At 35.6% G+C, this 26,373-nt stretch carries 25 protein-coding genes; 10 read left to right on the forward strand and 15 right to left on the reverse strand.

From position 1 onward, the window contains the following. Window positions 1-98 precede the first annotated feature (98 nt). The gene (rlmH, locus tag M2306_RS09835) at window positions 99-572 is read left to right on the forward strand and encodes a 23S rRNA (pseudouridine(1915)-N(3))-methyltransferase RlmH (RefSeq protein ID WP_002990723.1); all 474 of its coding nucleotides are present in this window, start codon (window positions 99-101) and stop codon (window positions 570-572) included. Window position 573: 1 nt separating this feature from the next. On the opposite strand, the gene M2306_RS09840 is transcribed toward rlmH, so the two are convergent. After that, complete coding sequence (locus M2306_RS09840) at window positions 574-1,182, reverse strand: hypothetical protein (protein ID WP_259189464.1); 609 nt, start codon at window positions 1,180-1,182, stop codon at window positions 574-576. Further along, complete coding sequence (gene folP, locus M2306_RS09845; protein ID WP_115092769.1) at window positions 1,179-2,003, reverse strand: dihydropteroate synthase; 825 nt, start codon at window positions 2,001-2,003, stop codon at window positions 1,179-1,181. Before folP ends, M2306_RS09840 begins: the two co-directional genes overlap by 4 nt. A gap of 126 nt (window positions 2,004-2,129) precedes the next feature. On the opposite strand from folP, the gene M2306_RS09850 reads away from it, so the two are divergent. The 6 genes from M2306_RS09850 to M2306_RS09875 all read left to right on the forward strand — a co-directional run bounded on the left by M2306_RS09850 (window position 2,130) and on the right by M2306_RS09875 (window position 7,221). Beyond that, entirely contained in the window at window positions 2,130-2,675 is a 546-nt protein-coding gene (locus M2306_RS09850) for a DUF1599 domain-containing protein (protein ID WP_259189466.1), read from the forward strand. Between the two features lie 20 nt (window positions 2,676-2,695). Continuing rightward, the gene (locus M2306_RS09855) at window positions 2,696-3,796 is read left to right on the forward strand and encodes a BT_3928 family protein (protein WP_259189467.1); all 1,101 of its coding nucleotides are present in this window, start codon (window positions 2,696-2,698) and stop codon (window positions 3,794-3,796) included. Between the two features lie 7 nt (window positions 3,797-3,803). After that, window positions 3,804-4,883, forward strand: a complete 1,080-nt coding sequence (locus M2306_RS09860) for an ABC transporter permease (RefSeq protein WP_259189469.1) — start codon at window positions 3,804-3,806, stop codon at window positions 4,881-4,883. Between the two features lie 12 nt (window positions 4,884-4,895). Beyond that, entirely contained in the window at window positions 4,896-5,471 is a 576-nt protein-coding gene (locus M2306_RS09865) for a TlpA family protein disulfide reductase (RefSeq protein WP_259189470.1), read from the forward strand. Window positions 5,472-5,473: 2 nt separating this feature from the next. Further along, window positions 5,474-6,226, forward strand: a complete 753-nt coding sequence (gene tpiA / locus M2306_RS09870) for a triose-phosphate isomerase (RefSeq protein WP_002990704.1) — start codon at window positions 5,474-5,476, stop codon at window positions 6,224-6,226. A gap of 128 nt (window positions 6,227-6,354) precedes the next feature. Continuing rightward, window positions 6,355-7,221 carry a helix-turn-helix domain-containing protein gene (locus M2306_RS09875; RefSeq protein ID WP_259189472.1) on the forward strand — a complete coding sequence of 289 codons (867 nt, stop codon included), beginning with the start codon at window positions 6,355-6,357 and terminating at the stop codon, window positions 7,219-7,221. Between the two features lie 3 nt (window positions 7,222-7,224). Here the strand turns inward: M2306_RS09875 and M2306_RS09880 are convergent, their stop codons facing one another. The 6 genes from M2306_RS09880 to M2306_RS09905 form a co-directional block, all read right to left on the reverse strand. After that, window positions 7,225-7,749, reverse strand: a complete 525-nt coding sequence (locus tag M2306_RS09880) for a DUF4269 domain-containing protein (RefSeq protein WP_259189477.1) — start codon at window positions 7,747-7,749, stop codon at window positions 7,225-7,227. Next, complete coding sequence (locus M2306_RS09885) at window positions 7,750-8,082, reverse strand: DMT family transporter (protein WP_115092762.1); 333 nt, start codon at window positions 8,080-8,082, stop codon at window positions 7,750-7,752. Between the two features lie 90 nt (window positions 8,083-8,172). Continuing rightward, window positions 8,173-8,688 carry a GNAT family N-acetyltransferase gene (locus tag M2306_RS09890; protein ID WP_002990694.1) on the reverse strand — a complete coding sequence of 172 codons (516 nt, stop codon included), beginning with the start codon at window positions 8,686-8,688 and terminating at the stop codon, window positions 8,173-8,175. A 353-nt stretch (window positions 8,689-9,041) separates the two neighbouring features. Beyond that, the gene (gene fabF, locus M2306_RS09895) at window positions 9,042-10,289 is read right to left on the reverse strand and encodes a beta-ketoacyl-ACP synthase II (protein ID WP_259189483.1); all 1,248 of its coding nucleotides are present in this window, start codon (window positions 10,287-10,289) and stop codon (window positions 9,042-9,044) included. Between the two features lie 83 nt (window positions 10,290-10,372). Further along, window positions 10,373-10,930, reverse strand: coding sequence for a TetR/AcrR family transcriptional regulator (locus M2306_RS09900; protein WP_115092760.1), 558 nt, complete (start codon window positions 10,928-10,930; stop codon window positions 10,373-10,375). A gap of 318 nt (window positions 10,931-11,248) precedes the next feature. Beyond that, window positions 11,249-12,874: a mechanosensitive ion channel family protein gene (locus tag M2306_RS09905; protein ID WP_259189486.1), complete on the reverse strand. Its 1,626-nt coding sequence runs from the start codon at window positions 12,872-12,874 to the stop codon at window positions 11,249-11,251. A gap of 251 nt (window positions 12,875-13,125) precedes the next feature. Here M2306_RS09905 and M2306_RS09910 point away from each other — a divergent pair, with 251 nt between their 5' ends. Next, window positions 13,126-14,583 carry a hypothetical protein gene (locus M2306_RS09910; RefSeq protein ID WP_259189487.1) on the forward strand — a complete coding sequence of 486 codons (1,458 nt, stop codon included), beginning with the start codon at window positions 13,126-13,128 and terminating at the stop codon, window positions 14,581-14,583. A 71-nt stretch (window positions 14,584-14,654) separates the two neighbouring features. Here the strand turns inward: M2306_RS09910 and M2306_RS09915 are convergent, their stop codons facing one another. From M2306_RS09915 to M2306_RS09940, 6 genes are all read right to left on the reverse strand, one after another. Further along, window positions 14,655-15,986: a DUF4374 domain-containing protein gene (locus M2306_RS09915; RefSeq protein WP_115092757.1), complete on the reverse strand. Its 1,332-nt coding sequence runs from the start codon at window positions 15,984-15,986 to the stop codon at window positions 14,655-14,657. Window positions 15,987-16,023: 37 nt separating this feature from the next. Further along, window positions 16,024-18,360 (reverse strand): TonB-dependent receptor, encoded by a 2,337-nt coding sequence (locus M2306_RS09920; RefSeq protein WP_259189488.1) that lies wholly within the window; start codon window positions 18,358-18,360, stop codon window positions 16,024-16,026. A gap of 233 nt (window positions 18,361-18,593) precedes the next feature. After that, window positions 18,594-19,487, reverse strand: coding sequence for a 23S rRNA pseudouridine(2604) synthase RluF (gene rluF, locus M2306_RS09925; RefSeq protein WP_115092755.1), 894 nt, complete (start codon window positions 19,485-19,487; stop codon window positions 18,594-18,596). An 86-nt stretch (window positions 19,488-19,573) separates the two neighbouring features. Further along, window positions 19,574-20,365, reverse strand: coding sequence for an alpha/beta hydrolase (locus M2306_RS09930; RefSeq protein WP_498882840.1), 792 nt, complete (start codon window positions 20,363-20,365; stop codon window positions 19,574-19,576). Window positions 20,366-20,402: 37 nt separating this feature from the next. Then, window positions 20,403-21,185, reverse strand: a complete 783-nt coding sequence (locus M2306_RS09935; RefSeq protein ID WP_115092753.1) for a zinc ribbon domain-containing protein — start codon at window positions 21,183-21,185, stop codon at window positions 20,403-20,405. Window positions 21,186-21,187: 2 nt separating this feature from the next. After that, a complete protein-coding gene (locus M2306_RS09940) occupies window positions 21,188-22,282 on the reverse strand; it encodes a Nif3-like dinuclear metal center hexameric protein (RefSeq protein WP_115092752.1) in 1,095 nt (364 codons plus the stop codon). Between the two features lie 266 nt (window positions 22,283-22,548). Between M2306_RS09940 and lpxK the strand changes: the two genes are divergently transcribed. Beyond that, window positions 22,549-23,586 carry a tetraacyldisaccharide 4'-kinase gene (gene lpxK, locus M2306_RS09945; protein WP_259189490.1) on the forward strand — a complete coding sequence of 346 codons (1,038 nt, stop codon included), beginning with the start codon at window positions 22,549-22,551 and terminating at the stop codon, window positions 23,584-23,586. Beyond that, window positions 23,546-24,358, forward strand: coding sequence for a purine-nucleoside phosphorylase (locus tag M2306_RS09950; protein ID WP_002990660.1), 813 nt, complete (start codon window positions 23,546-23,548; stop codon window positions 24,356-24,358). Before lpxK ends, M2306_RS09950 begins: the two co-directional genes overlap by 41 nt. Before the next feature lie 223 nt (window positions 24,359-24,581). On the opposite strand, the gene M2306_RS09955 is transcribed toward M2306_RS09950, so the two are convergent. Then, window positions 24,582-26,360: a MutS-related protein gene (locus tag M2306_RS09955; RefSeq protein WP_115092749.1), complete on the reverse strand. Its 1,779-nt coding sequence runs from the start codon at window positions 26,358-26,360 to the stop codon at window positions 24,582-24,584. Window positions 26,361-26,373 lie beyond the last annotated feature (13 nt).

A 26,373-nucleotide genomic window follows, 5' to 3' on the forward strand; every position in this document is an offset into this window, starting at 1 on the left:
GAGCAGCTACTCCTTCAAGTAGCTGCTCTTATTTTATACTACTCTTTTTCGCGTAACTAGAAAATAGTACCTTTGCACGCAAAATAATCTTTTTTCAGATGAATATAAAACTACTAGCTATTGGCAAAACAGATAATAAGGAATTACAAACCTTAATGAATGATTACATGAAACGCTTGTCTTTTTACGTCAAATTTGACATGGAAATCATTGCCGATATCAAGAATGCTAAAAACTTATCTGAAGCTCAACAAAAACAAAAAGAAGGAGAATTAATTTTAAGCAAAATTAATCCCACTGATTTTTTGATTTTACTCGATGAAAAAGGAAAAGAATTTACAAGTGTAGGTTTTGCAGATGAATTACAAAAGAGAATGAATGCCGGAATTAAGACATTGGTATTTGTTATTGGAGGTCCTTATGGATTTTCAGAAGAGGTATATCAAAATGCAAAAGGGAAAATATCACTTTCAAAAATGACATTTTCCCATCAAATGATTCGCTTATTTATTATTGAACAACTCTATCGCGGGTTTACAATTTTACGCAATGAGCCTTATCACCATCAATAGATTAATAGATTCGATCTTGGTCTACAAATTGATCTTTGATTTTTAATTCCTCTAATAATACTCGCATCTGCAAATATTTTTCGAAATCTAATTCCTTGCTAAATCCCAATAGCAGACTATCACGTCCTTGCACTACTTCTGCAACTTGATCACGCGTGATGGCTTTTCCTTCAAAAAACACATCATTAGAAGCGTTTACGTAGAGTAAATTTGCAGTAGAACTTGGGCGTTCAAAAACGTAATCCAGACGTTTAAATGGAAAAAAAGACAAGTGTTTATTTAGCGTATCTGCATAGCTATAAAAAACTCCTTTTTCATCCGTGTGCAAATTCGATTTATCGTATTTTTTATTTTTTATTTTCGACACTATTTCCAATACTTCTTTTGCATTGAGTTCACGTTCGATATGAAAGATAAAATTAGTTCCACCAATTTTATTGTTATCATTTAAGTGCGGGTGGATTCCATCCTCTGCATATTCGATGTAAATAGGCGAATGGTCATCAATTCCTTCTTCTACAATATAGGCTGCACGTGCTAATTTCATTTCTTTTTTATCACAGCTCATCAATAGACAAAGAATAGGTAATACAAACAGTAATTTTCTCATATCATCAATTGGTTTAAAATTTTTCTAACTTCATTTGCTTCTTTCACATCGTGCACACGTATAATCTGCGCTCCTTTTTGTAAGGCAATTGTATTCAACACACTTGTTCCATTCAATGCCTCTTGCGGGGTGCAATCTAAGAGTTTATACAGCATCGATTTACGGGATATCCCTACTAACAAAGGTAATTCAAAACAGTGGAAATGCTCTAATTTAGCCATCAACTCGTAATTCTGTTCCGTTGTTTTTGCAAAACCAAAACCAGGATCTAAAATAACGTCATTAATTTTAGCAGCTCTTGCTTGTGCTAGTCGTTCTGAAAAATAGTAACGCATATCCACCACTAAATCATCATAGGTTGTGAGACTTTGCATGGTCTTTGGGTTTCCTCTCATGTGCATCATAATATAAGGTACTTGTAATTGGCCTACTACCTCAATCATTCGCTCATCTAATAAACCTGCAGCAATATCATTTACTATTGCTCCTCCTGCCTCAATAGCCTCTTGAGCCACTTTAGCGCGAAAAGTATCAATAGACAATTTAATACCTGGAAAATGATTGACCAATAAGGCTACTACACCAACCAAACGCTTGATTTCTTCCTCTTCACTCACAAATTCAGCGCTAGGTTTAGAGGAATAGGCACCTAAATCAATAAAATCCGCCCCATCCGTGAGCATTTTTTCAACTTGATTTAGAAAATCAACATCTGTCTTGTATTTGCCGCCATCGTAGAAGGAATTGGGAGTTACATTCAAAATCCCCATGATTCTAGGCGTAGATAAATCAATTAATTCTCCTTTGCAATTTATTGTCATACAGCACAATTCAATATTTTATCTTATTTTTATTTATATTTAATTTTTCAAAAGGTGTAACATTATTTTCAACACCATAGTATTATTACTATTTTTGAAAAATAATCCATTACAAATATAGTTTAAATGAGTACTACTTCTATACAATATGATCAGGTAATTGCTATTTGCAAATCGTTATTCCAAAAAAAGATGCACGATTATGGCTGTGCTTGGCGCATCATGCGTTTAAGCTCCTTAACGGATCAGATTTATATCAAAGCACAACGCTTGAGAAGTATTCAGGACAATACGGTGCGCAAAGTTGACGAAGGAGAAATCCCTGAATTTATTGGCATCATTAACTACTGTGTTATGGCTTTAATTAATGCAGAGATTGGCGTAGGAAAATATGCTGATTTAACAGCGGAAGAAGTGGAAGCACTTTACGACAAGCATGTATTGGAGACCAAAACCTTAATGGAAAATAAAAATCACGATTACGGAGAAGCGTGGCGTGATTTACGCGTTAGTTCACTAACGGATTTGATTTTACAAAAGTTACTTCGCGTCAAGCAAATTGAAGACAACAAAGGAAAGACGTTGGCTTCTGAAGGCATAGAAGCGAATTATCAAGATATGTTGAATTATGCTGTATTTGCTTTGATTCACCTTGAATTAATAAACGAATAAATAACCATCAACCACTAATTATGAAGATCATCACGCAATTGTCGCGCATTTTTGTAGGCGTATTATTTATTTTATCCGGTTTAGTAAAACTGAATGATCCTACAGGTTTCTCTTTTAAACTAGAGGAATATTTTTCGGAAGCAGTTTTAAACTTACCATTTTTAGCGCCCTACGCCCTATCTTTAGCAGTAGTATTAGTTATTGCTGAAGTGATTTTAGGTGTTGCCTTATTACTGGGCTTTATGCGTAAATTGACATTGACGTTATTATTTTTAATGATCGTATTTTTTACGTTCTTGACCTTTTATTCTGCTTATTTCAACAAAGTAACAGACTGTGGTTGTTTCGGAGATGCAGTACCTTTAACGCCTTGGGGATCCTTCACCAAAGATATTGTGTTATTGATTCTCATTTTGATACTCATTAAATTCAAATCATTCATTAAACCGATATTCCAAGCAAAAACCAATAATCTCATCATGATGATTACTGTTGTTTTGTGTTGTTTTATGGGGTATTGGGTATTGAACCACTTGCCTTTAAAAGATTTTAGAGCGTATAAAGTAGGAACCGATATTCAAAAGGGAATGGAAATTCCTGCCGATGCTCCTAAAGCAGAATACCAAATGACATTCTACTACAACGTAAATGGCAAAGAGGAGAAATTCACAGATAAAGAATTAGGTAATATTCCTGAAGGTTCTGAGTTTGTTCGTCGAGAAGATATTCAGTTGAGCGAAGGTTTCCAACCAGCGATTCACGATTTAACGATGGATTTGGATGGAGAAGAGCACTTAGAACAAATGCTACAAGAGCCTAAACTAATTTGGATTATTTCGTATGATTTAGAACGTGCAGATGCAGAAGGTTTACAAGCAATGAAAGACTTTGCCAACAAAGCTATTGTGAAAGGTTATGTTGTAGCTGGATTAACTGCTTCGAGCAATGCTATTATTGATGACGTAATTAAGAAATACGAATTGCCTTTTATCTACTATACTTCTGATGCCACAACATTGAAAACAATTGAACGTGCAAATCCAAGTATAGTTGTATTGGAAAAAGGAATCATTGTAGAAAAGAAACACTGGAAAGACCGCAATCAGGTTACCTTAAAATAAAAAAATCTTGTTGACTTATTTCATCAAAAAAATGTGTTATGCCTTACTAACCCTATGGGGAGTTGTAAGTGTAGTTTTCTTTTTATTTACAATTTTACCTGGTGATCCAGCTCGTATGATGTTGGATCAAAATGAAAGTGCAGAACAGCTTTTGGCTATCAAAAAGAAGTATGGATTCGATCAACCCATTAGCAAACAATATGTATTATATTTGAATGATTTGTCTCCTATTTCCTTACATAGTACACAAGCAGAAGACTATAGTTTTAGACATGAAGATAAGTACACTGGAATTGTTTTCCTTACTGTAGGACAAACCGAAGTGATGCTCAAAGTTCCGTATTTACGCGAGAGCTTTCAGAAAAATGGCAAAACTGTGAGTAGTATTTTAGCAGAAACACTGCCTAATACGGTACTACTCGCAACAGTAGCTATTGGAATAGCCCTTTGTATTGGTGTGCTATTGGGGGTAATTTCCGCCTTGTATGTCAATACGTGGTTAGACCGTCTAATTTCGGTAGTTAGTACTTTTGGAATGAGTATTCCTTCTTTCTTTAGTGCTATTTTATTTGCCTGGATTTTTGGTTATCTCTTACATCATTATACACAATTGCCGATGACTGGTAGTTTATACGAAGTAGATGATTATGGTGAAGGCCGCTATTTAGCCTTACGCAATATCATCCTCCCTGCTCTAGTTTTGGGTATTCGTCCGTTGTCTGTTGTGATTCAATTGATGCGCAATTCCCTATTAGAAGTATTGAGTTTGGATTACATCCGAACAGCCAAAGCCAAAGGAATGAGTACTACCCAAGTCATCTACAAACACGCATTAAAAAATGCATTGAACCCTGTGGTAACTGCACTATCTGGTTGGTTTGCCTCCATGTTAGCGGGTGCCGTTTTTGTCGAATACATATTCGGCTGGAATGGCTTAGGCAAAGAAATTGTAGAAGCCCTGAATACATTAGATCTCCCTATTATCATGGGAGCGGTACTTACTATTGCAACCGCTTTCGTAATCGTAACAATTTTAGTAGATTTGATCTATGCTTATTTAGATCCTAGAATAAAGCTAAACGAATAAATATTGATTATTATGAAGAAAATTTTTATCACCCTTTCTATACTTGCTTTAACAGCTACAGCTTGTAAGCAACAAACAGAGAAGTTAGAAGTTATCTCAACAGAGGAAGCTACAACAACTTCGACACCAGAAGAAACGCCCGCTGATGGAACACAATTCAAATCAGAAGCGTTGACACAAGTATTCCACAAATTAGATGGAAGCACAATTACCTTTAAAGAAATCCTTGCACAATATACAGGGAAGAATATCTTAATTGATGTTTGGGCGGCTTGGTGTCCAGATTGTATTAAAGCATTACCTGAAATTAAAAAAATTAAAGCTGAATTTCCAGATGTGGTATTTGTCAATTTATCATTGGATAAAACACCAGAAGCTTGGAAAGAAGCGATAACGAAATACGGAATTGAAGGAGAGCAATTTCACCTCATCGATGAGAAACGCATGAAAGGAACCTTTGGACAAGCTATTGAATTGAACTGGATTCCTCGATATATTGTGATAAACAAAGAAGGAAAAATTGAGCTTTTTAACGCGACAGAGAAAAACTTTGGAGAGATTAAAGCCTTATTAAATACATTACAATAATTATGAGACACCAAATTGTTGCTGGAAACTGGAAAATGCACAAGAATCTTTCTGAAACTCATGTGCTATTAGATGAATTAATTGAACTATTGCCTACAGGTAAAGAAGTGGAAGTTATTGTAGCTCCTGCTTTTACCAATTTAGCTAGTGCAGTAAATCACTTAGAAGGAACTAACATTCAAGTGGCCGCTCAAAATATGCATCAAGCTGAAGGCGGTGCTTTTACGGGAGAAATTTCGGCTCAAATGTTATTGAGTGTTGGTGTTGAAACAGTAATTATCGGGCACTCTGAGCGAAGACATTACTTTAAAGAAACCGATGCTATTTTAGCAGATAAAGTAAATACGGCTTTAAGACATAATATGCGCGTAATTTACTGTATTGGTGAAGAGCTAAAAGACCGAGAAAGCAAACAGTATCTCAATGTTATTTTCAACCAATTAAGAGATGGATTATTTCATTTATCTAAAGCACAATGGGAGCATATTGTAATTGCTTATGAACCAGTATGGGCCATTGGAACTGGAGAAACAGCGACACCAGAACAAGCACAAGAAATTCACGCCTTTATTCGTCAAGAAATTGAGCGTCAATATGACAAAACGGTTGCAGAAAATACGTCTATTTTATATGGAGGTAGTGTGAAACCGAACAATGCAAAAGAGATTTTCTCAAAACCCGATGTTGATGGTGGTTTAATTGGTGGAGCAGCACTTGTTGCAGCTGATTTCGCAGCTATTGTAGCAGCAATCTAATCGAATTTTTATTCTATTTATATCATAGCCTATCTCCTGTAGATGGGCTTTTTTTTGCTTTACTTTTTACTTATTTATAAAGATTCTAAATAATTTATTATCTTTGTCCTACAAAAGTAAACAACAACATGTCCTATAATCAAGAAATTATAACCTACAGTCAAGATAAATCAGTCAAAAATGGCGTGGTTTTGAAAGAATTGGCTCCTCAAACATTAGAGGAAGATATACTAGGATTAACACATAGAGATGATTATTACGTTTTCATTCTCGTACTGAATGGTACGTTCCGCATCAACTGTGAATTACAAACACACGAATTACAGACGAGAGATTTATTTCTAATTAAACCTTATCAGATTCATACCATAGAAGAATACAGTGAAGATTTTTTTGCTCATTTTTTAAGCATACAAGACTTTCGTATTCCAGATGACTTGACCTATCTCCTTTTTAATTTACCTAATACACAACAGTGTATTCCTTTAAAAACGGAAGCTTGTCAAACGCTATTGGATACCATTCACCTTTTAACCAAATACGAAACAAAACAAGAAGAATATACCACAGAGATAACCAATGGTTTATTTCAGGCTATTATATACAAAATTGGTTCGCTTTTTAAAGAAAAGACGCGTGTACCTGAAGTTTCGGCTATCAATCAATCGAATGTAATTACGTCTAAATTCAAACGTTTAATTACCACGCAAACTCATTTGCGACAGCCCTCCTATTTTGCCGATCTTTTGTTTATTACACCCGCACACTTAAATGACTGTGTCAAAAAGACAACAGGACAAACGGTTAGTTATTGGTTGAAAAAATCGATTATTGATGAAGCCAAGCGCTTGTTGTACTATACGACTAAGTCTGTAAAGGAAATTGCTTTTGAATTAGGATACGAGGATCATACTTATTTTTCTCGTTTGTTCAAAAAGCACGTCAAACAAACCCCTTTACAATTCCGCGGTGATTTTATTGTTATGGTACACTAACATTTACTCATAGGTTAGTAAAGATTCATAAGGATCACCTGTTAATCCGAGTAATTTTGCAAACGTAGGTTCAGTTTTGAGTCCTGCGCGTTTAAGTGCAATCACTTGAGCTTTAAACTCAGGCCCACGTTCAAGTAAAATTGCGTGTTCAATCAGCATATGGCGATATCCATATTGTTCTGCCACAGGAATTGTTTGAGCAAAAATTTCGATTGGAAAATGATCTAATATAAAATTGGCAACATACGTTTGTTCTGTACGCAAAGAGAAAATCAAATCTGTAAATCCACTACAAGTTTTGAAATGAGCTTGAACTTTTGCCTGAAATACTTCAATATCCATGCAAAGACAAGCAATATCGATATCACTTGTTTCAATAGCGATATCAAGGGGAAATGTTCCCACAACAACAGGACTATAACCTTCTAAGCATTCCAAAACGTCATGAGTCGTTAACGTATGATATACTTGTTGTTGCACAGCACTCCCTATTTTTAAATAGGCAATAGCAGTAAAATCAAGGTCCATTTAATGTGCATTCATTTTAGAAAACAAGTTGATGATTACCACCCCTAGAACAATAAAAGCCATTCCGATGATTGCAGGTAAATCTGGTTTTTGTCCATAAACAAGAATTGCGACAACCGTCACCAAAACGATTCCAATACCTGACCAAATTGCATAGGCAATTCCCACAGGAATAGTGCGAAGAGTCAAACTCAAGAAATAAAAGGCTACTGCATACATCACAACCGTTATTACACTCGGAATAAGTTTAGTAAACTCATGAGATGCTTTTAAAGCACTAGTAGCAATTACCTCACTAACAATAGCAATAAGTAAGAAAAGAAAATTTTTCACTGTCTATGTAATTAAAAGACAAAGGTAAACTAGATTCTTCAAATAGAAAGAATCGCCTTTGTATTTTATCCTATAAAACCTGAAATCCCCTTATTCCCTCATATACCAATAGTGATCTACTCCATCTAAATCAAAGGTGTATGCAGCATGAAAACCAATTTTACCTAAAACGCGTTTTGAGCTTTCATTTTCTACCTCGGCAACAGCAAAAACGGGATGTTGTTGAAAGTTCTTGGCAGCATAATCTAAACACGCTAAAGCCGCTTCCGTGGCATACCCTTTTCCCCAGGCATCAAAACGAAAACGATACGCTAAATCTAAATACTCGCGTAGACCATTTAGTCCATTTTCAACAAGTTTAAACCCACACCAACCAATAAACTCTTGGGTATCTTTTTTAATAATTGCCCAACGGCCTATACCAAAATCAGCATATTGTTTTTGAATAAATTCAATAATTTCATTGGCTTCTTCCATGGAAGTAATTACCATACTTCCCACGTATTTTACTACGCGTTCATCGCTATCTAAATTGTAGATTCCCTCCGCATCTTCTTTTGTTATTTGTCGAATAATCAAGCGATCTGTTTCAATAATTGTAGTCATAGTTGTTTTGTTTGTTACTAATTTAATAAAATTATTCTTATAAAATAACGAGTATACTAAAAACTACTTGGATATGGTGGGATTGGTGAGGGGGGGGGGATTGGTGGGGCGGTGAGATTGGTGGGGCGGTGAAATCGAAACGAAGTGTAGATTCATCGAACACCAAAACAAAATAGCAACTCGGTGAGATATATTCATCGAATACGAAAAAGAATATAACCCCATGAGATAGATGGTGAGGGGGTGAGATGATGAGATTGGTGAGGCGGTGTGGTGGTGTGATGGTGAAGTTTTGGCTCATAACCTTTAACCCATAACCTTCTAACCCCCTCACCAATCTCACCATCTCCCCCCTATTCAACAAATCGCTTAAAAATCACACTCGAGGTATGTCCGCCAAAACCAAAGGTATTATTCATAGCGACGTCCACAGTTTTATGTTGCGCTACATGAGGGGTTAGATTTAATGCGCTACTAATAGCAGGATCTAGGGTTGTCAAATTTATTGTTGGAGGGATGATTCCTTCCGTTATACTCTTAATACACAAAATAGATTCAATGGCACCTGCTGCACCTAGTAGATGTCCTGTCATAGATTTAGTTGCACTAATATTCAAGTGACCAAGATTATCCTTAAACAGCTGCTCAATCGCTTTACATTCGCTAATATCGCCTACTGGCGTAGAAGTAGCATGAGCGTTGATATAATCCACGGCTTGAGTGGTTAACTTAGCATCTTCTAGGGCTTGTTGCATTGCAGCGATAGCACCTTCACCTTCTGGATGTGTTGCGGCTACGTGATATGCATCAGATGCAGATCCATAGCCCACTAGTTCACAGTAAATTTTAGCGCCTCTCTTTTGAGCGTGTTCTAATTCTTCTAATAATAAAATACCTGCTCCTTCTCCTGCGACAAATCCTGTTCGATTGGCATCAAAAGGGCGCGAAGCTTGAGCAGGGTCTTCATTAGCCGTAGACAAGGCTTTCATGGCATTAAATCCTGCAATAGCAGATTGACAAATAGTTGCTTCAGTTCCTCCTGCTAAGATGGCATCTGCTCTTCCTAGGCGAATAGCATCAAAAGCACTTCCTATTGCATTATTAGCTGCGGCACAAGCTGATGCAACTGCATAGCTAATTCCTTTTAAACCAAAGCGAATGGAGATTTGACCAGCAGCCATATTGGAAATCATTTTAGTAATAAAAAAAGGATTGAATTTTGGTTGACTAGTATCTTTTCCAAAATTTAAGATTTCCTCTTCTAAGGTTTCCAATCCTCCAATTCCCGTAGCAATAATTGCTCCTATGCGATGACGATTAACCATATCCCAATCCAACTGAGCATCTGCTAGACATTCCTCACTAGCCGCAATTGCATATTGGGTGAATAAATCCATCTTTCGAGCTTCCGGTTTTGTAAAGTAATCTAAAGGATCAAATCCTTTCACTTCACAAGCAAATTTGGTCTTGAAGTTGGCAGTATCAAAATGAGTAATAGCTCCGGCTCCACTTTGTCCTTGAATAGCATTATTCCAAAAAGTATCCACATTATTTCCCAGGGGGGTGATTGCACCTAAACCTGTAATAACAACTCTCTTCATATTTTCTTGTTTTTTTATACTTACTAATAAGTAAGTAGTAGGGTTAAAAAAAATTATCTTATTTTTTTAAATAAGGGGGTTCCTTATTTTAACTGTTCCAAAAGGGTATAACAATAGCCCTTATAATCCACATATTTATTTACTCTGGCTAATTGTAAACTAGCAACCAAACTAGATAGAAATAAGAATGCACGCTGTTGTTCTTCCTCTTTGAAATGAAAAACGCCTTGTTCTTTTCCTTCCTTTAGTACACTAGTTAACCAGTTTACGATTAAATCTACAATCTTAGTCACTTCGACTTGTGTGGTAGGAAACAACGTATCAATATCAGTTGATAAAGCCCCAACAATACACAGTTTACGTTCTCTTTGACTCTTGATATAAATCTTGATAAAGGTCTCAATCTTCTTGATTGGATCAAATTGCAATGCTTCCATATTCGCTATCATTTCTTCAAAGCGCTGGATATTCGTTTTTACAATACTTGTTCCCAAATTCTCTTTACTGGCGAAATAATAATGAATCGCCGCATTCTTAATTCCCAATGCAGTAGAAATATCTTGATAGCTAAATCCGTTAAATCCCTTTGTCAAGATTAATTCTTCACCTAGTTCTAGTATACGTTCTCTTGTCCCCGACATACTTATCTATTTAATATCAGGACAATATTACTTACTAATTAGTAAGTAAACAATTTTTTTAACTTTTTGTTTTTGAGGCTATCCCATTAAAAGAGATTCTTACTGAAGAAAAATAACCTGTATTGCCTTTATACAGTTTTTTCTTATCATTAAGCTAATTGAAGTACAGCAAAGGCTTTGCTAGCGAAACGACAATTACCTAAAAGAACAAATAACCACTTGTTCTCCTTTAGCATGGCACAAAAAAAACAATCCTTTTTAAAGGATTGTTTTTTTATATTTTTACTAATCAACGATAAATCATCACCGTAAACCATCTTATTCCTTTACATATTTTGGAGGAACAGTCGTATGATTACCATCAACATTTCTACTCACTATAAAATGAGGAGATGCCATTTCAATATTATTTTCTGCAAACACATCTTGTGCATGCTGACGTAAATCGGAATATATTTTAGCCGTTAATTTCGCTTCTTTGATGTATACATTGAGCTGATAGTCGACATAAAAATCTCTGAATTGATCTTGTAGAATAAATGGTTTTTGACGTTTTAATACATGTTCCGTACGATTCGCCACTTCATATAACATTTCGTGTACTTTCTGCCATGGCACATCATATCCTACAGCAATTGTAGTGTGTAAAATTAATCCATGTTCTTTTGCTGACTGAGAATAATTCACTGTATGCGCCGACATGATGTTGGAGTTAGGTATGGTGATAATCTCATTTTTAGGCGTTTTTATACGCGTAACCAAAGGTGTTTTCTCCAATACATCCCCTGTATATTCTCCTAATTTAATACGGTCTCCTATTTTAAATGGACGCATATAAGTAATCACTAGTCCTGCCACTAAGTTTCCAATAACAGATGTTGATCCTAATGACACAACGATACCAGCAAATACCGAAACTCCTTTAAAAATCTCGGAATCTGAATTAGGTAAATACGGGAATATCAAGATGAACATAAAAATGAACATCAACGCGCTGACAATATTATACGTTGGAAATGCCCAATCTGGATAGAATCCTTTTAATGTAATTTTGTTATTGGCTATTTTCTCTGCGAGTGAACGAACAAACTTCTGTATATATCTAAAGATAAAAACAATCACTAAGATTGTGAATAACTTAGGCATATACGACTTGATACTTCTTCCTACCGATTTCAGTGGTGACATCACATAATCCAACAATTGATCAGAAATATGTTTCGTAAATGGGAACAGCTTGAAGATAATCAACAATCCAATGTACAAGAAAATCAAGACAATAATGAATCGAATCACTTTAGCCATGGTAATTGTCGTAAGCATTGCACGATGATCATCAATGATTCCAAACATTCCTTTAATCCTTTTCCCGCGTTGTTTCCATATCATTACCTTCGCTCTTCTATAGCAATAGTAGATGTACTTGATAATAAATACTTCGGCGATAATGATTCCAATTGTGCCTGCAATTTGCAACAACAATTGTTGCCAACTCATGCTGTGTTGTTGTAATTCTACCGTTTCAATAATTTGTTCTTTATAAAACTGGGCCGCTTGGATTTTGGTTTTATTTTCTTGGGTTGCCTGAATCGTATCGACACTCATCAAAATCTCATTCTCATACATCAGATTGAGGTAGTTTCCAGTATCGACAAGTTTAATTGAATCCCCTTCAAACAAATAATTATCCACTAAGGCTGCAATCTTAAGTTCAATCGATTTAGCTCGTTGTTTCGAGGTAAACGAACCGATATTTCCATATACATTAAACAATGTATCATGCATGACAATAACGGGTGTTTTTTCTAATACGATAAATTCAGGTTGCACCGCTGCAACTTTTTCTGGTGTGGTTGGTTTTTTATTCTTAGCCCATGAAGCACATCCTAAGAGGATTGTAGCAATTAAAACAAGAAGGCGAATATGCGACACATAGTATTTCATACGTAAAGGAGTTCTTAATATCAAAGCAAATTTAACTGAAAAATCCGAATATAAAATCTTATTTTACTTCTCAGGTGCAATACTTTTTTTATTTTTTAACAATTAAATCCCACCGTTTTATTTTGTTTCAATTGCATCCTAAACTCTTTATTTTCTCCTCATAGACAAGCATTTATAAAACCCCTATTTCTAGGGATGCTATCGAAAGTGTAAATAAAGTACCTTCGTATTATCATTTAAATTGGGTTCTCATGCGTTTATCATTTCTATTACTTGGTATTTTTTCTTTTTTTAGTTGTTATTCAACCAAAGAAAAGACGGTTGATGCTCAAACGAAGCAACAGCTCTATCCTTACCTAACCAAAAACCATACCTATATTTACGTTGATTGCGATTATACCCCCGTCATTTCAACAGCATTTACCACAGCAGGCTTATTTACTTCCACAGGTTATGCCGTTGTTAAAAATGATAAGGGAGAAACTGCTGTGATTAATACAGCAGGCAAACTAGTGGTTCCTTTTATGGCTCGTTATGTTTCACTACAAGTCCTACAGGATGAATTAACCGTTGTATATACCCGAGAAACTTATGCGAAAAACTCTCGCTTTTGGGAATGGGAATGGAATATCTTTTCCGGACTAAAAACAGAAGTACAACGTCAGAAATTCGAAGTTTACATCTTAGAAACCAACCAAGTTCTATTTGCAGAACAATTGAGTGACAAGGCTTCCCTTCCCACTTATGTCGACACGATAGATTCCGAGCACTTTATCTTTAACCAAACCCTTTATAAACGAAAAGGGCAGCGTTTAGCTAAACAAAAAAACAACATCATCCATTGGTTTGACACGAATAAACTGTTACAGCGCAATGGTGCTCAATTTTCCATTCTTACCCTAGAAAATAAACAACAGACGCTTTCGAATTTGGAAGCTACTCAACAGGTTACTTTTGAAGTCAACGGAGAAGAACTACTCCTTACAGAAGTCAATAAAAGTCGTTATTATTCTGAAATTCCCGAAATATTATACCATCCCAAAACAAAAGAATACAGAATCGAACCTTTATTTGAAAAAGTTCTGCCAAGACAAATAAAAATTCGAAATGAAGCAGATTACGCCTACCTTCAAAAAGTAAGTTATATTAATTCTGTTCCTGATTATCCTTATTTTATTCTCGGCATTTTTGATTTTGACCGTTGGGCCTTTCAGTGGAAATACCTAACAGAAGATGGTACCCTACTAGATACTATTGATGCCCCCGACTTTTTTGTTGTAGATGCGATGTCACGAGTACAAAGACCGCATCCAACAGAACTGATTTCAACCGATCAGATTCCAGCTCCTTGGCGTTTAGATGCCGTAACAAAATACAGCGGGTTTACCCATTTATTTAAAATAACACTCAAACAAGAAGGGCAAGACAATCGCTATGGTTTGTGGAATACCCAAACGAAACAATGGGAACTCCAACCTATTTACCGCGACTTTTATTGGTTAGATGTGGAGCAAGGTTTACTAGCCTTAGCCCAAGAAGACAATCAATATGTGGTATATAACTACTTGGCCAAAAAAAATACAACCTCTGCTATATTTAACTATATTGACACATCTGGTTGGGTTACCCAAGTAGATACTGCTGGAACAAAAACTTCTTTTTATCTTGATTTTGCAACAGCCAAAGCCTATATGGAAAACCCTAAATAGAAAAAGAGCTTAAACATGATTTGTTTAAGCTCTTTTGGCTAACTAATTACAAATGAATAACAATAAATAAATTATTTATACGAGGCAATTTTCACAACATTTCCTACTGTTCCATCACCTAGATCTTTAATTTCTAACCCTTTTGTAAAGGTTGCAGTCGTTCTATTTAACAAGTAAACGTACGATTTCGCTGCTGCAGTAATAGGTACAAATACCTCATCCCCTTCCACATAAGGTGTTCCGATTTCAGCAATTAACGCTGGATCTTCTAAACCATTAATCCATTGGAATTGTCCTGTTTTCGCATTAAATAAAGCTAGTTTATTTGCAGGTGCCATATTCCAAGATTGGTCTGTATTCGCAAACATATTCAAGATAAATTGATCTTTACCTACAGCATATACTTTATATACTTTATGTCCTCCTGATTTTGCTTCTAAATCAAAATAGTATGAACTATCAAATTTCAACGTATTCTTGTCAAATTTCAATACAGCTGAAGGTTTTGTAGAGAATGCTCCTTTTTCTTGGCTAATCATAGCAGAAGGCGAGAATACATAAATATCGCCATTCGCTCCTTTACCAATTGTAGATACACGGCTTGATCTGTAACGTGCAACAGCAAAGCTCATACGATCATCTTTTACAACACCTTCTAAGACTACTCTATTTTCTGGTGCTTGTGACATATCCAATTTAAAGATAGCCAACCAAGCTCTATCTCTAAAAGCAGAGGTATTATCTTGGTCGCTATTGGCAGTGATTTTAAATGGTTCAATAGCCATTACAAAACGGTCATTTCCAATATCTTCTAATCCTGCAAAGTTTGCATATTCTCCTTGCTCTGCAATATTTTCTACATTGACAAATGAAGTAAATTCAATTGCTCCTGTAACTCCGTTGATAAAGTTAAATGCTTGTCCTTTTTTACCATTTTCTAATTCAATTCCCCCTGTAGTCGAGATCATAAAACGTCCGAATGGTTGGATAAACTCCTCTCTATTTGGTAAATCTACTAAGGTATTTTCTTGTATACGCAAGTCTTTGTTTAACAACCAGCTTTGCATTCCAGAAGGATCTCCTTTTCTGTATTCAAAGACATACGCGCGTAAATCTTTAAACATATAGATATTTTTACCTAAGGCCGTTTTTCCGTTTCCTCTTACACTAATTGATCCTTCTTTTAGGTTATCAACTTCTAATAATAAGTTTGTTTTTGAAGCACTTGCACCTAAGATATATTTCGTACCAATTAAATCTTCTGGTTCTCTGTCCCCATCATCAATTACCTCATCATCATCTCCTCCTCCAGGTTTTGAATTATCATCACTTGAACAGCTTGTCAAAGTAAATGCACTAACTAAAAAAGCTAATACAACTGTAGATAGAACTCTTTTTTTCATTTTAATTTGATATTATAGATTATTACTTTAGTTATTTTTAGTAGCTATAGCGTATTTTAAACATGAAGCTTCTTCCTGGTTTTTGAAAACTATAATTGTCATACGCCAATTTGTCGAAAACATTATTCGCTTCAACAGTTGCATGTAAACTGTTGTTGAAAAAACTATATGATGCACTAAGATCATGTACTACTTGAGAAGGAATCCAAATTGGGTTTTCTCCAATACTACTGAAATCATAGCTATAGTGATCAATATAGCGCAGGTTGTATCCTACGTTTAAATTATTTCCTTTTACAATCACATCTTTAAATAGAAAACCAGCATCTAAAGATCCAAAGAAGTAAGGTTCATTTGGAATACGCTCATTGTAGTATGAATTGAGTTCATCACTACCAATCGCATATTTTTGTTTACTTCGAATACTTTGCGTCGTTAAACTTCCTCCTAGTTGTAAGAAATCATTGTATACATAACGAGCTTCAACATTTAATCCTATACTTTCTACCCCTCCAATATTCACACTAGATGCGCGTGAACCCGATCCGTACGGATTGCTTCGGATATAATCTTCCGTTTTGCGGTATACAAAACCAGCATCAGCAAAAACAGCGTGTACTTTATCTAAAACAGTAGAATAGCTTAAATTGAAGTTGTAGTTATTTCCTGCTTCTGGCTTCAAATCTGTATTTCCCCAGACCATATCACCATCACCAAATAATTCACTATCAGTAGGTAAGCGGTAGGTTTTCTCAAAAGAAGATTTCACCTGAAAATCCTTCCATAAATAAGTTGCTGCAATTCCATATCCACTCTTGTCTACACTGGTACTTTCACTTAAATACGTATGTTTGATGGAATAATGTTTCCCAAATACAGAGACATTCAAATTGTCTAGGATATTGTATCGGTATGATAACGCAGTAATATTTTTTAAACTTCTACGTGTCGTTTCACTTTTCTTCTCGCTTTCTGTTTCTTTTACGGCTAGCGGATCTTCTGTTTTTCTATTGAAGTAATAAATCACATTATTCAAACTAAAAGAATGCTTGTCATTTACTTTATAGCTTACATTCGCTGTAGTAGATCCGTTGTGATCAAAGAATTTCACTAAAGAAGGACCTCCTCCAGATTCACCTTTTTTCATCGTTTTGATACGCTCACCAGCCCAATTGTATTTATATCTAGAAGTATCGATATTTTGGTTGTATCCTCCGTTGTAATTTGACGTCAAGGCAACATCTAATCCTTCCGTAAATAAATTGCGTTTACTATATTCTAAGGAAGGCATAATCGTTACGGAACGGCGTTTTTTCTGTCCGAATACTTTTTCCATAATCGTTCCTGTTTGCACACCTTTTTTTCCTTCTCCATAGGTAAATCCAATCAATAAACGATCGGCATAAGATTTATCTAATACCCCTACTTTCGCCACAACAGTTGCCGTTTGGAAACGGTCATTGAAACGTTTTACCCATTTTTTTTCTTTGGAATATACCCCTGTTTTTAAATTGGCAACTGGAACATATACTTTATAATTATTGTCTGAGTAATTTTGAAAAGCATTTACTTGGAAGGTCATTCCATTATCAAATACTTTACTCACATTCAGGTGACTTTTGTATGTATTAAAAGATCCTGTCGTAAAAGAAGCATCAATCTTTGTTTCTTTGGATTTGTTGGTAATAATATTGACTGCACCACCTAAAGCGTCTGAACCAAATTCTACCGGAACAACCCCTTTATATACTTCAATACGATCCACCATCGTAATAGGTAGGTTGTTGATTTTGAATTCACTTCCAAATCCTTCCATTGGAACTCCATCCATAAAAAATCGAATATGACGTCCACTGAAACCATTCATTGAAAACGTATAATCAGAACCTTCCGCTCCATCTCTTCTCACCTTCACTCCAGATACACGATCTAGCGCTCCCGAAACGTCAAGAGAAGAATTGTATAAAGGCTTAGCATCAATAGCAATCACATTATAAGCTGATTCTCTTACTTTTTCTATAGGCTTCTTCACTTGGAGCACCACATCATCTAAAATAGCTTCCTTCGCACTTAACACGATGTTTTGCTTCACATGTCCTCCATCTTCTACTTTGACATTAACCTCTTTGGACTCATAACTTACGTGTTGAACTACAAGCTTATACGTTCCGCCAGAACCTAATTTCAACCTAAATGCACCTTGCTCATCCGTCAAATCATTTTTCTTTGTATCCATTAAAATAATGGTGGCAAAATCAATTGGTTTTCCTTTTTCATCTTGGACAATCCCAGATATCATGGTTGGTTTATGTTGCGCTTGAACAGCAAGTATTTGACCAAGTATACAGACTGTTAATAATAGAAATTTCCTCATTACTAAGAAATTGAAATAGATTAGTAAATATGTTTATTTAGACTTATTATAAACAGTAGCAAATATATAGACTTTTTTAACATATCTAAAAATAAATTAGACTAAATTTAAATAAGGTGATTTTAGCCACAAAAATATTCGAACAGTATTGTCCAAGGAGGTTAAAATAATAAGGAAAAGGGAGGGAAATAATAAAGATGTAACAGCAAAAAACAAAAAAAGAGAATTAAAAATTAATTCTCTCTTCGTCTTGAAATTCGTTCATTTCGCAATGTTGGACCCGCTTTTTTTGAATTATTTCGCTCTCTGTCGAACTTCTTTTTGGGTCTTCTTTCGCCTTGTTGGGTTATATTTTCAGTTGAATGACTGTTCAATTGATCTGTCGATTCTTGGGTGAAGCTAGCTTCTTCTGTTTTGCTTGATGGCTCAATTAAGCGATTTAATTCGGCCAATTCTGCGGCAGTAATTTCGCGATATTGCCCTACTGGAACATCCAAACTAATATTGATAATACGGATGCGTTTAAGCGCAACTACATCATAATCAAAATACTCACACATGCGTCGAATTTGTCGATTCAATCCTTGTGTTAAGAAGATTCGGAATACAAAACGACTGATGCGTTCTACTCTACATTCTTTGGTGATTGTGTCTAAGATAGGCACCCCTTGTCCCATACGTTGAATAAAACGATCGGTAATGGGTTTATTCACTGTGACAATATATTCTTTTTCGTGGTTGTTTTTTTGACGTAGGATTTTATTGACAATATCTCCATCATTCGTCATGATAATTAATCCTTCACTGTCTTTATCCAAACGTCCAACAGGAAAAATACGCTTTGGATAATTGATATAATCCACAATATTATCTCTCACCTTTTTGTTGGTGGTACATTCAATCCCTACGGGTTTATTAAAGGCTAAATAAACAAAGTCTTCATCCGTTTGACGAATTAGTTTACCATTCACGCGAATTTCATCTGCATCGGTAACCTTCAATCCCAATTCAGGTGATTTTCCATTAACTGTAATGCGTCCTTCTTCGATTAATCGGTCAGCTTCTCTTCTTGAACAAAAGCCAACTTCTGATAAATATTTATTTAAACGCGTTTCTTGATTTTCCATAGCGCAAAAGTAAATAATAAATTTCGTTACTTATACAAAGAAATACAATCTAGCTAAAAAACGCTTGAATTGTTTTAAAAACAGCTTCATCTTGTAGGCTTATGTCCTAGGTTTGTCGTTGAAACCACTAGATTTTTTTTGTGTAGTAACGCTTGATGAAAGCTTACTGCTTCTTCAAAGGATACTTGAGGATCTTCTTTATCGTGAATACATAAAACAGGTACCTCAACGAATTGTACAGCTTCAGCACTACAGTAGGAAGATAAAGGTTTATTAATTAAGTGTTCAATATAATCATGATAGGCTTCTTTTACGCGTTTCGAATAGCCTAAAAGAGCATAATAATGCGATAGAATCACTTCAAAGCGATCAAAGGCACCCATGATAACCACTTTTTGAAGCCAGGGATATTCGCCTTCGCTTATCTGCTGAAAGAGGGCAAATGCACCTAAAGAATGTCCAATGACAAACTGAGGTTGGAATGTTTCCAAGGCTAGATCAATAACTTCTTGATAATTTTTGACGCTTAAATTTTTGCCATAGCTCATCCCCAAACTAGGGGCATCAACGGCTACAAAACGAAATTTATCGCCCAAGTAAGTACATAAGGCTTCCCATCGGGCGCTATTGCTTTCCCAGCCGTGAATAAGCAAAATTAACGGCTTCTCCGTCGCTTTTGCGTTCCACTGATAGGTATAGACCTTTTCATCTTTATACCAGAAGAAACTCAACTCTGCTTGTTTTAGAAAGGCAGGTAGATGTTTGGGATTCAGTTTTCCTTTTCGCGGAGTAGCAAAAAGTTTGTGCACCCAATGCAAGGCTGTTTGCATCGAGCATAAGCTAATAACATTCACTAGGGCACCTACTACTTTTTCCATACAAAAAAGAAAAGCCTCTAAAAAGAGGCTTATACTATTATTTTAAACTTGCAATGATTGCATCGATTTTTTCTCTTTCTTCTTCAGCTAAAGCGCTATCAACAAGAATACGTCCACTGTGCTCATCTGTGATGATTTTTTTACGTGCCGCAATTTCTACTTGCGTTTGTGGTGGAATAGTAAAGTAAGATCCTACAGAAGCTCCTCTTTCAATTGAAACAACTGCTAATCCGTTTTTCACTCCGCCTCTAATTCTCATATAAGCATTTAATAAACGATCTTCAATATCTTCTTTGAATTCGTCTGATTTAGCTAACAACGTTTGCTCTTCACGTTCTGTTTCTGACATAATGTTTTTCAACTCAGCCTCAATATGAGTTAAGTGCTCATTACGTGCAGTTAAACGCTCGTCTGTTTGTGCAATGTTGCTCTTTTTATTCTCGATACTTACTTTCATTTCACGGATGTGTTTTTCAGCAAGTTCGATTTCTAACTTTTGAAATTCAACCTCTTTTTCTAACGAGTTGAACTCTCTGTTATTTTTCACTTCGTTTTGTTGCTCAGTGTACTTTTTAATTGCTTCTTTAAACTCTTCAATGGCATTCTTTTTTTCTTTAATACCACTTTCGATGCCATTTAAATCTGCATGAAGTTTTTCTAAGCGTTTGTTAAGTCCAGCAACTTCGTCTTTTAGGTCTTCAACTTCAAGAGGTAGCTCTCCTCTCATATTTCTGATTTCATCGATTCTTGAGTCAATCAATTGTAAGTCGTAAAGCGCTCTTAATTTCTCTTCAACCGTTAATTCTTTTTTCTTTGTCATCGTTATAAGTAGTTAACTGGATTCGTATTTACTGTTGATAAAATAACTGCAAAATTAGGCATTTTTTTTGAAAGAAACTCAACTATATAATTTTTTGTATATCTTTCACTCTCAAAATGACCAATATCGGCTAAAACTAATTGATTTTCAGCCTCATAAAATTGATGGTATTTTAAATCTGCCGTGATAAATGCATCTGCTTTTTGTTGTAAGGCTGCTTTTATGGCAAAACTTCCTGAACCACCTAACACCGCAACTTTTTGAATAGGTTTGTTTAATAAGGCACTATGGCGAATTCCTCCTGTACCTGTTTTTTCTTTTACCATTTGCAAAAAGGCGATTTCATCCATTGGTTCTTTCAATTCACCAATCATTCCCATTCCAACGTTTTGCAATTTATTGGCTAGATTATAAACCTCATAGGCTACTTCTTCATAAGGGTGCGCTTGAAACAAGGCATTCAGCACTTTTCCTTGTAGGTGTTTTTCATAGGTCACCTCAACCTTGTGTTCTTCTACTATCTCCTCTACTCCTGCTTGCCCAATAACGGGATTGCTGCGCTCATTTCCTCTAAAACTGCCTTTTCCTTCTGATATAAAACTACAATGATCATAGTTTCCAATCGCTCCTGCTCCTGCAGCAAATAAAGCTTGGCGTACCTTTTCTGTGTGTTGTATAGGTACATACGTCACTAATTTCTGAATGTATTGCTCTTTGGGTATCAAGATTCGGGTTTGCTCTAAACCTAAGGTCGTGCAAAATATTTTATTCACCCCTTCTTGGTGATTGTCTAAAGCCGTGTGAATGGCGTAAATAGCAATGTCGTTTTTTATTGCTTTAATCACCGCGCGTTCAACGTAATTCTTTCCTGTAATTTTCTTCAATCCCGAAAAAAGAATCGGATGAAAACAAACGATGAAGTTACAGTTTTGTGCTATCGCTTCCTCCACTACATTTTCCAATGCATCGTGACACACCAAAATACCGCTTACTTCTTGTTCAGGACTACCAACCAAGAGTCCAACGTTATCAAAATCCTCTGCGTAGCCCAAAGGGGCTAATTCTTCTAAAATCGGGATAATATTTTTTACTTTCATATTCAATTATCGTTCTATGCTTTATTTCTTTTTCAAAGATACAAAATCCCTTGTTCAAGTTGAAAACAACAAGAAGACTCTCCTTCTATTGAGTGAATAGTTCTAATTTACTGTTAATTTTAATTGAATGTAAGAAAAAAACAATGCATTAGAAAATAAATCAACTACATTAAAATACAAGAATTTCTCTTTATTGATTCAAAAAGGAAGGCAAGGTAATCGCTGTATTTCTTTCTAAAAGTTAAAAAAATTGATACTTTCGTAGTATGAAAATACTTCGCCTTTTACTTTTTCCTTTTGCTATCCTCTATGGGGGCATTACCAGCTTACGCAATTGGTTTTATACGATTGGGATATTCAAGCGTACTTCCTTTGCTATTCCGACGATTGTAGTTGGAAACCTCAGTGTGGGGGGAACTGGAAAAACGCCCATGGTGGAGTACATTATCCGCTTGTTGAAAGATCAATACCAAACAACCACATTGAGTAGAGGGTATAAAAGAAAGAGCGAAGGATTCTTTTTGGCTGATGCCCAAACAACCATGGAACAAATTGGCGATGAACCTTTTCAGTATCACTGTAAATTTGAGAACATCGATGTAGCTGTGGATGCCAAGCGCGTCAATGGGGTTCGTCGTATCTTAGAAGAAAAACCACAAACGGAAGTAATCGTCTTGGACGATGCCTTTCAACACCTCGCTTTTCAAGGAGGACTATATGTATTACTCACTACTTATGACGATCCGTATTTCCACGATTTTATGTTACCCACAGGAAATCTACGCGAATCGAGAAAAGGAGCGAAACGCGCCGATATTATTGTGATCACCAAATGTCCAAAAGACCTCAGCGTAGCACAACAAAAAAGCATAACACAAGAATTACATCTAAAGCAAGGACAATTGTCTTTTTTTACGTATATTGATTTTAGTAAAATTGCATATTCAAAGTCTGATTCAGTGGAGGTTACTCAACTAATTCAGGACGACTTTATTTTAGTGGCAGGCATTGCAAAACCGCAATCCTTTTTTGATCATTTAAAAAAGGACACAACGACATGTTTAACTTTTCCTGACCATCATCATTTTTCGTCTGCTGATATTGAATTAATTTTGAATAAAGCACAAGGAAAGAAAATCATTACAACGGAAAAGGATTACGTTCGACTCCAAGGTCTTCTTCCTGAAAGCCAATTATTTTATTTACCCATTCAAACTGCATTCTTAACTAATAGCGAAGCGTTTGATGCTAAAATTTTAAACTATGTGGGAGAAAGTACAAGAAACCGTTCAATTCATCATTGAAAAAACGAATTTTAAACCTGAAATTGGTATCGTTTTAGGTTCTGGATTAGGTAATCTAACAGCGGATATCGCTATTGAGCATGAGATTTCTTATGCAGATATTCCCAATTTTCCAGTATCTACTGTTCAAGGGCACAAAGGTGCTTTAATTTTTGGTACACTAGGAGGAAAAAAGATTGTTGCGATGCAAGGTCGTTTTCACTATTACGAAGGATATGATATTAAAACAACGGTATTTCCAATTCGCGTGATGAAATATTTAGGTGTAGAAACTTTGATTGTATCAAATGCTTCTGGAGGAGTAAATCCTTCCTTTAAAGTGGGAGATATCATGATTATCAAAGATCACATCAATGCTTTTCCAGATCATCCTTTACGCGGTCATAATGACGAGCGTTTTGGTCCTCGTTTTGTTAACATGAACGAAGTCTATACGAAGAGTATTATCGAGCAAGCGAAAGTAATCGCAAAAGCAAAAAACTACGACATCAAAGAAGGCGTGTATTACGGTTTACAAGGTCCTACTTTCGAAACACTAGCGGAATATAAAATGGTTCGCGTAGTTGGTGGAGATTGCGTAGGGATGTCAACAGTTCCTGAAGTAATTGTAGCCCGTCACATGGATATGAAAATCTTCGGTATTTCTGTGATTTCCGATATGGGTAATGAAGATGGTATTGCCGATGTAAATCACGATGAAGTACTCAAAGCAGTACAGGCAGCAGAACCTATTGCCCGTGATCTAATCAATGAACTAGTTTCTAAGTTATAATAAAAAAAGGCTATCAATTTATCCATTGATAGCCTTTTTTGGTTTACAGTGTACGGTTAACAGTGTACAGTTAACCCATAACTCCTAACCAAAACCTCATAACTCACACCCCCATAACTCATAACTCACACCCCCATAACTCATAACTCACACCCCATAACTCATAACTCATAACTCACACCCATAACTCACACCCATAACTCACACCCATAACTCATAACCATTAATCAATAATCTGCATTTTCTTCATAATAAAAGTTGCATTCTTATTTTGACAGATTCCATCTCGTATTTTATAATCAAAGTGTAAATCATCATTTTTAATTTCTACTTCGAAGCACTTATTCATCAAGATTTCTGGATAATCATTTGTGGTATTACACACTTCTAAATCGTGGGTTGCGATCATTCCATAGGTTTGCTCGCGAATCAATTTGAGAATAACCCCAATAGTCCCACTTTGTTTATCATCGGAATTGGTTCCCCTTAAAATTTCATCCAATAAGACAAAACACGATTCGCTTTGTACTTGTTCAATAATCATCTTCAGGCGTTTCACCTCTGCATAGAAGTAAGACTCACTATCCTCTAAGGAATCCGTTAATCGCATCGAAACCAATAACGGCAAAGGAAAAAACGTTGCTTTTGTTGCACAAATAGGCGCTCCTATTCCCGCTAAAACGAGATTCACTCCTATGGTTCTCAAGAACGTACTCTTTCCTGACATATTAGATCCTGTTAGAATAACAAAACGCTGATTCGAAAAATCAATATCATTGGTTACGCGTTTCTTTGCATGTAATAAGGGATGTCCTAAATTTTGGAAAGACATCTGTTTGGTCTCATTCAAAACAGGAAACGTATAACTTCTGTTGTTATAGGAATAATTTCCTAATGAGTTAAAAGCTTCTACTTCACCTACAATATCAATAACAGTTAATACCAGTCTCCCTTTTTCTTTCTTCCATTTCAGGAATTTATGCAGAACGTGTACATGAAATTGGAATAAACCATTAAACAAAATAGTGACAAATAGGTTAGCTACCGTTTCCAATTGTTCAAATAGACGCGATAGTTTTTTCAATTCTGTACTCGCTTTAAAAGAATCACTTTTGATTTCTTTCAAATACTCCTTCATGCGTGCTGTAGCAAATTCTTCCTTTTCAATGCGCTTGATAATCGAACTATAACTTTCAATGGTTTCGTGTATTTTTTCAACACCACCTAATTCAATTTGAATCGCGCGTACTTTTGAAAGTGCACAAATCAAGTTGAATGAAAAAACAGTAGAAGCGATATACCCCCAAACGATATTAGTTGAATCAAAAAAGAATCCAATCGACGATATAACAAAAATCAAGGGCAACACATAGGCCAAAACAAGAGAAACCTTACTCAATTCATTGACTTTGGATTCGCTCCATGATTTTAAACGTTCATAAGCTTCCTTACTTAAGTTAGATAACTTACTATAGGCATAAATCTCATGTCTCCACTCTACCTTTTGTGATAACTCTTTGATTACTTCTTGATTTTTTAGAATATCTGCTTTGGTGCTTCTACTTTTTAAAAGCGTTGCCAAATATTCCTTTCCTTTATAAGAAGCGGTTCGATTGAGGTATTGATAAATGGATCGAGGACCAAAAATATCTAAATCATACGCATAGGGATGATCCGGAGTATGAAAGGTCGCTCCATCGTCAAATGCCCATTGATCTTCTTTTAGAAACTGATCTTCTTCTTGGTTGATTTGCATTAAAGCTTCAGCATAACGCATCTTCCAGGAATAAGAAGCGTGGATATTCAGGAAAATAAGAAACACAACAACTAGTCCTCCTGTTGCATATAAATACTGGTAATCTGCTCGAGATACCGATAAATAGAAACAATACACAATACCTAAAAAAGCAAGTAAACGCAAAGCGCCTATTAATTTGTATTTTTTTCTAATCTCATTGTATTTATCTTGAAAAAGGGAATGTCTCTTGGCGTAAATTTCCATTGCTAAAGGGTTT

Origin of the sequence: Myroides gitamensis, assembly GCF_029894455.1 — a bacterium.
Taxonomy (GTDB): domain Bacteria; phylum Bacteroidota; class Bacteroidia; order Flavobacteriales; family Flavobacteriaceae; genus Flavobacterium; species Flavobacterium odoratum.

Coding starts and splice junctions, on each gene's coding strand:
- rlmH (WP_002990723.1), top strand. CDS start 99: ATGAATATAAAACTACTAGCTATTGGCAAAACAGATAATAAGGAATTA.
- M2306_RS09840 (WP_259189464.1), bottom strand. CDS start 1,182: ATGAGAAAATTACTGTTTGTATTACCTATTCTTTGTCTATTGATGAGC.
- folP (WP_115092769.1), bottom strand. CDS start 2,003: ATGACAATAAATTGCAAAGGAGAATTAATTGATTTATCTACGCCTAGA.
- M2306_RS09850 (WP_259189466.1), top strand. CDS start 2,130: ATGAGTACTACTTCTATACAATATGATCAGGTAATTGCTATTTGCAAA.
- M2306_RS09855 (WP_259189467.1), top strand. CDS start 2,696: ATGAAGATCATCACGCAATTGTCGCGCATTTTTGTAGGCGTATTATTT.
- M2306_RS09865 (WP_259189470.1), top strand. CDS start 4,896: ATGAAGAAAATTTTTATCACCCTTTCTATACTTGCTTTAACAGCTACA.
- tpiA (WP_002990704.1), top strand. CDS start 5,474: ATGAGACACCAAATTGTTGCTGGAAACTGGAAAATGCACAAGAATCTT.
- M2306_RS09875 (WP_259189472.1), top strand. CDS start 6,355: ATGTCCTATAATCAAGAAATTATAACCTACAGTCAAGATAAATCAGTC.
- M2306_RS09880 (WP_259189477.1), bottom strand. CDS start 7,749: ATGGACCTTGATTTTACTGCTATTGCCTATTTAAAAATAGGGAGTGCT.
- M2306_RS09890 (WP_002990694.1), bottom strand. CDS start 8,688: ATGACTACAATTATTGAAACAGATCGCTTGATTATTCGACAAATAACA.
- fabF (WP_259189483.1), bottom strand. CDS start 10,289: ATGAAGAGAGTTGTTATTACAGGTTTAGGTGCAATCACCCCCCTGGGA.
- M2306_RS09900 (WP_115092760.1), bottom strand. CDS start 10,930: ATGTCGGGGACAAGAGAACGTATACTAGAACTAGGTGAAGAATTAATC.
- M2306_RS09905 (WP_259189486.1), bottom strand. CDS start 12,874: ATGAAATACTATGTGTCGCATATTCGCCTTCTTGTTTTAATTGCTACA.
- M2306_RS09910 (WP_259189487.1), top strand. CDS start 13,126: ATGCGTTTATCATTTCTATTACTTGGTATTTTTTCTTTTTTTAGTTGT.
- M2306_RS09915 (WP_115092757.1), bottom strand. CDS start 15,986: ATGAAAAAAAGAGTTCTATCTACAGTTGTATTAGCTTTTTTAGTTAGT.
- M2306_RS09920 (WP_259189488.1), bottom strand. CDS start 18,360: ATGAGGAAATTTCTATTATTAACAGTCTGTATACTTGGTCAAATACTT.
- rluF (WP_115092755.1), bottom strand. CDS start 19,487: ATGGAAAATCAAGAAACGCGTTTAAATAAATATTTATCAGAAGTTGGC.
- M2306_RS09930 (WP_498882840.1), bottom strand. CDS start 20,365: ATGGAAAAAGTAGTAGGTGCCCTAGTGAATGTTATTAGCTTATGCTCG.
- M2306_RS09935 (WP_115092753.1), bottom strand. CDS start 21,185: ATGACAAAGAAAAAAGAATTAACGGTTGAAGAGAAATTAAGAGCGCTT.
- M2306_RS09940 (WP_115092752.1), bottom strand. CDS start 22,282: ATGAAAGTAAAAAATATTATCCCGATTTTAGAAGAATTAGCCCCTTTG.
- lpxK (WP_259189490.1), top strand. CDS start 22,549: ATGAAAATACTTCGCCTTTTACTTTTTCCTTTTGCTATCCTCTATGGG.
- M2306_RS09950 (WP_002990660.1), top strand. CDS start 23,546: ATGTGGGAGAAAGTACAAGAAACCGTTCAATTCATCATTGAAAAAACG.
- M2306_RS09955 (WP_115092749.1), bottom strand. CDS start 26,360: ATGGAAATTTACGCCAAGAGACATTCCCTTTTTCAAGATAAATACAAT.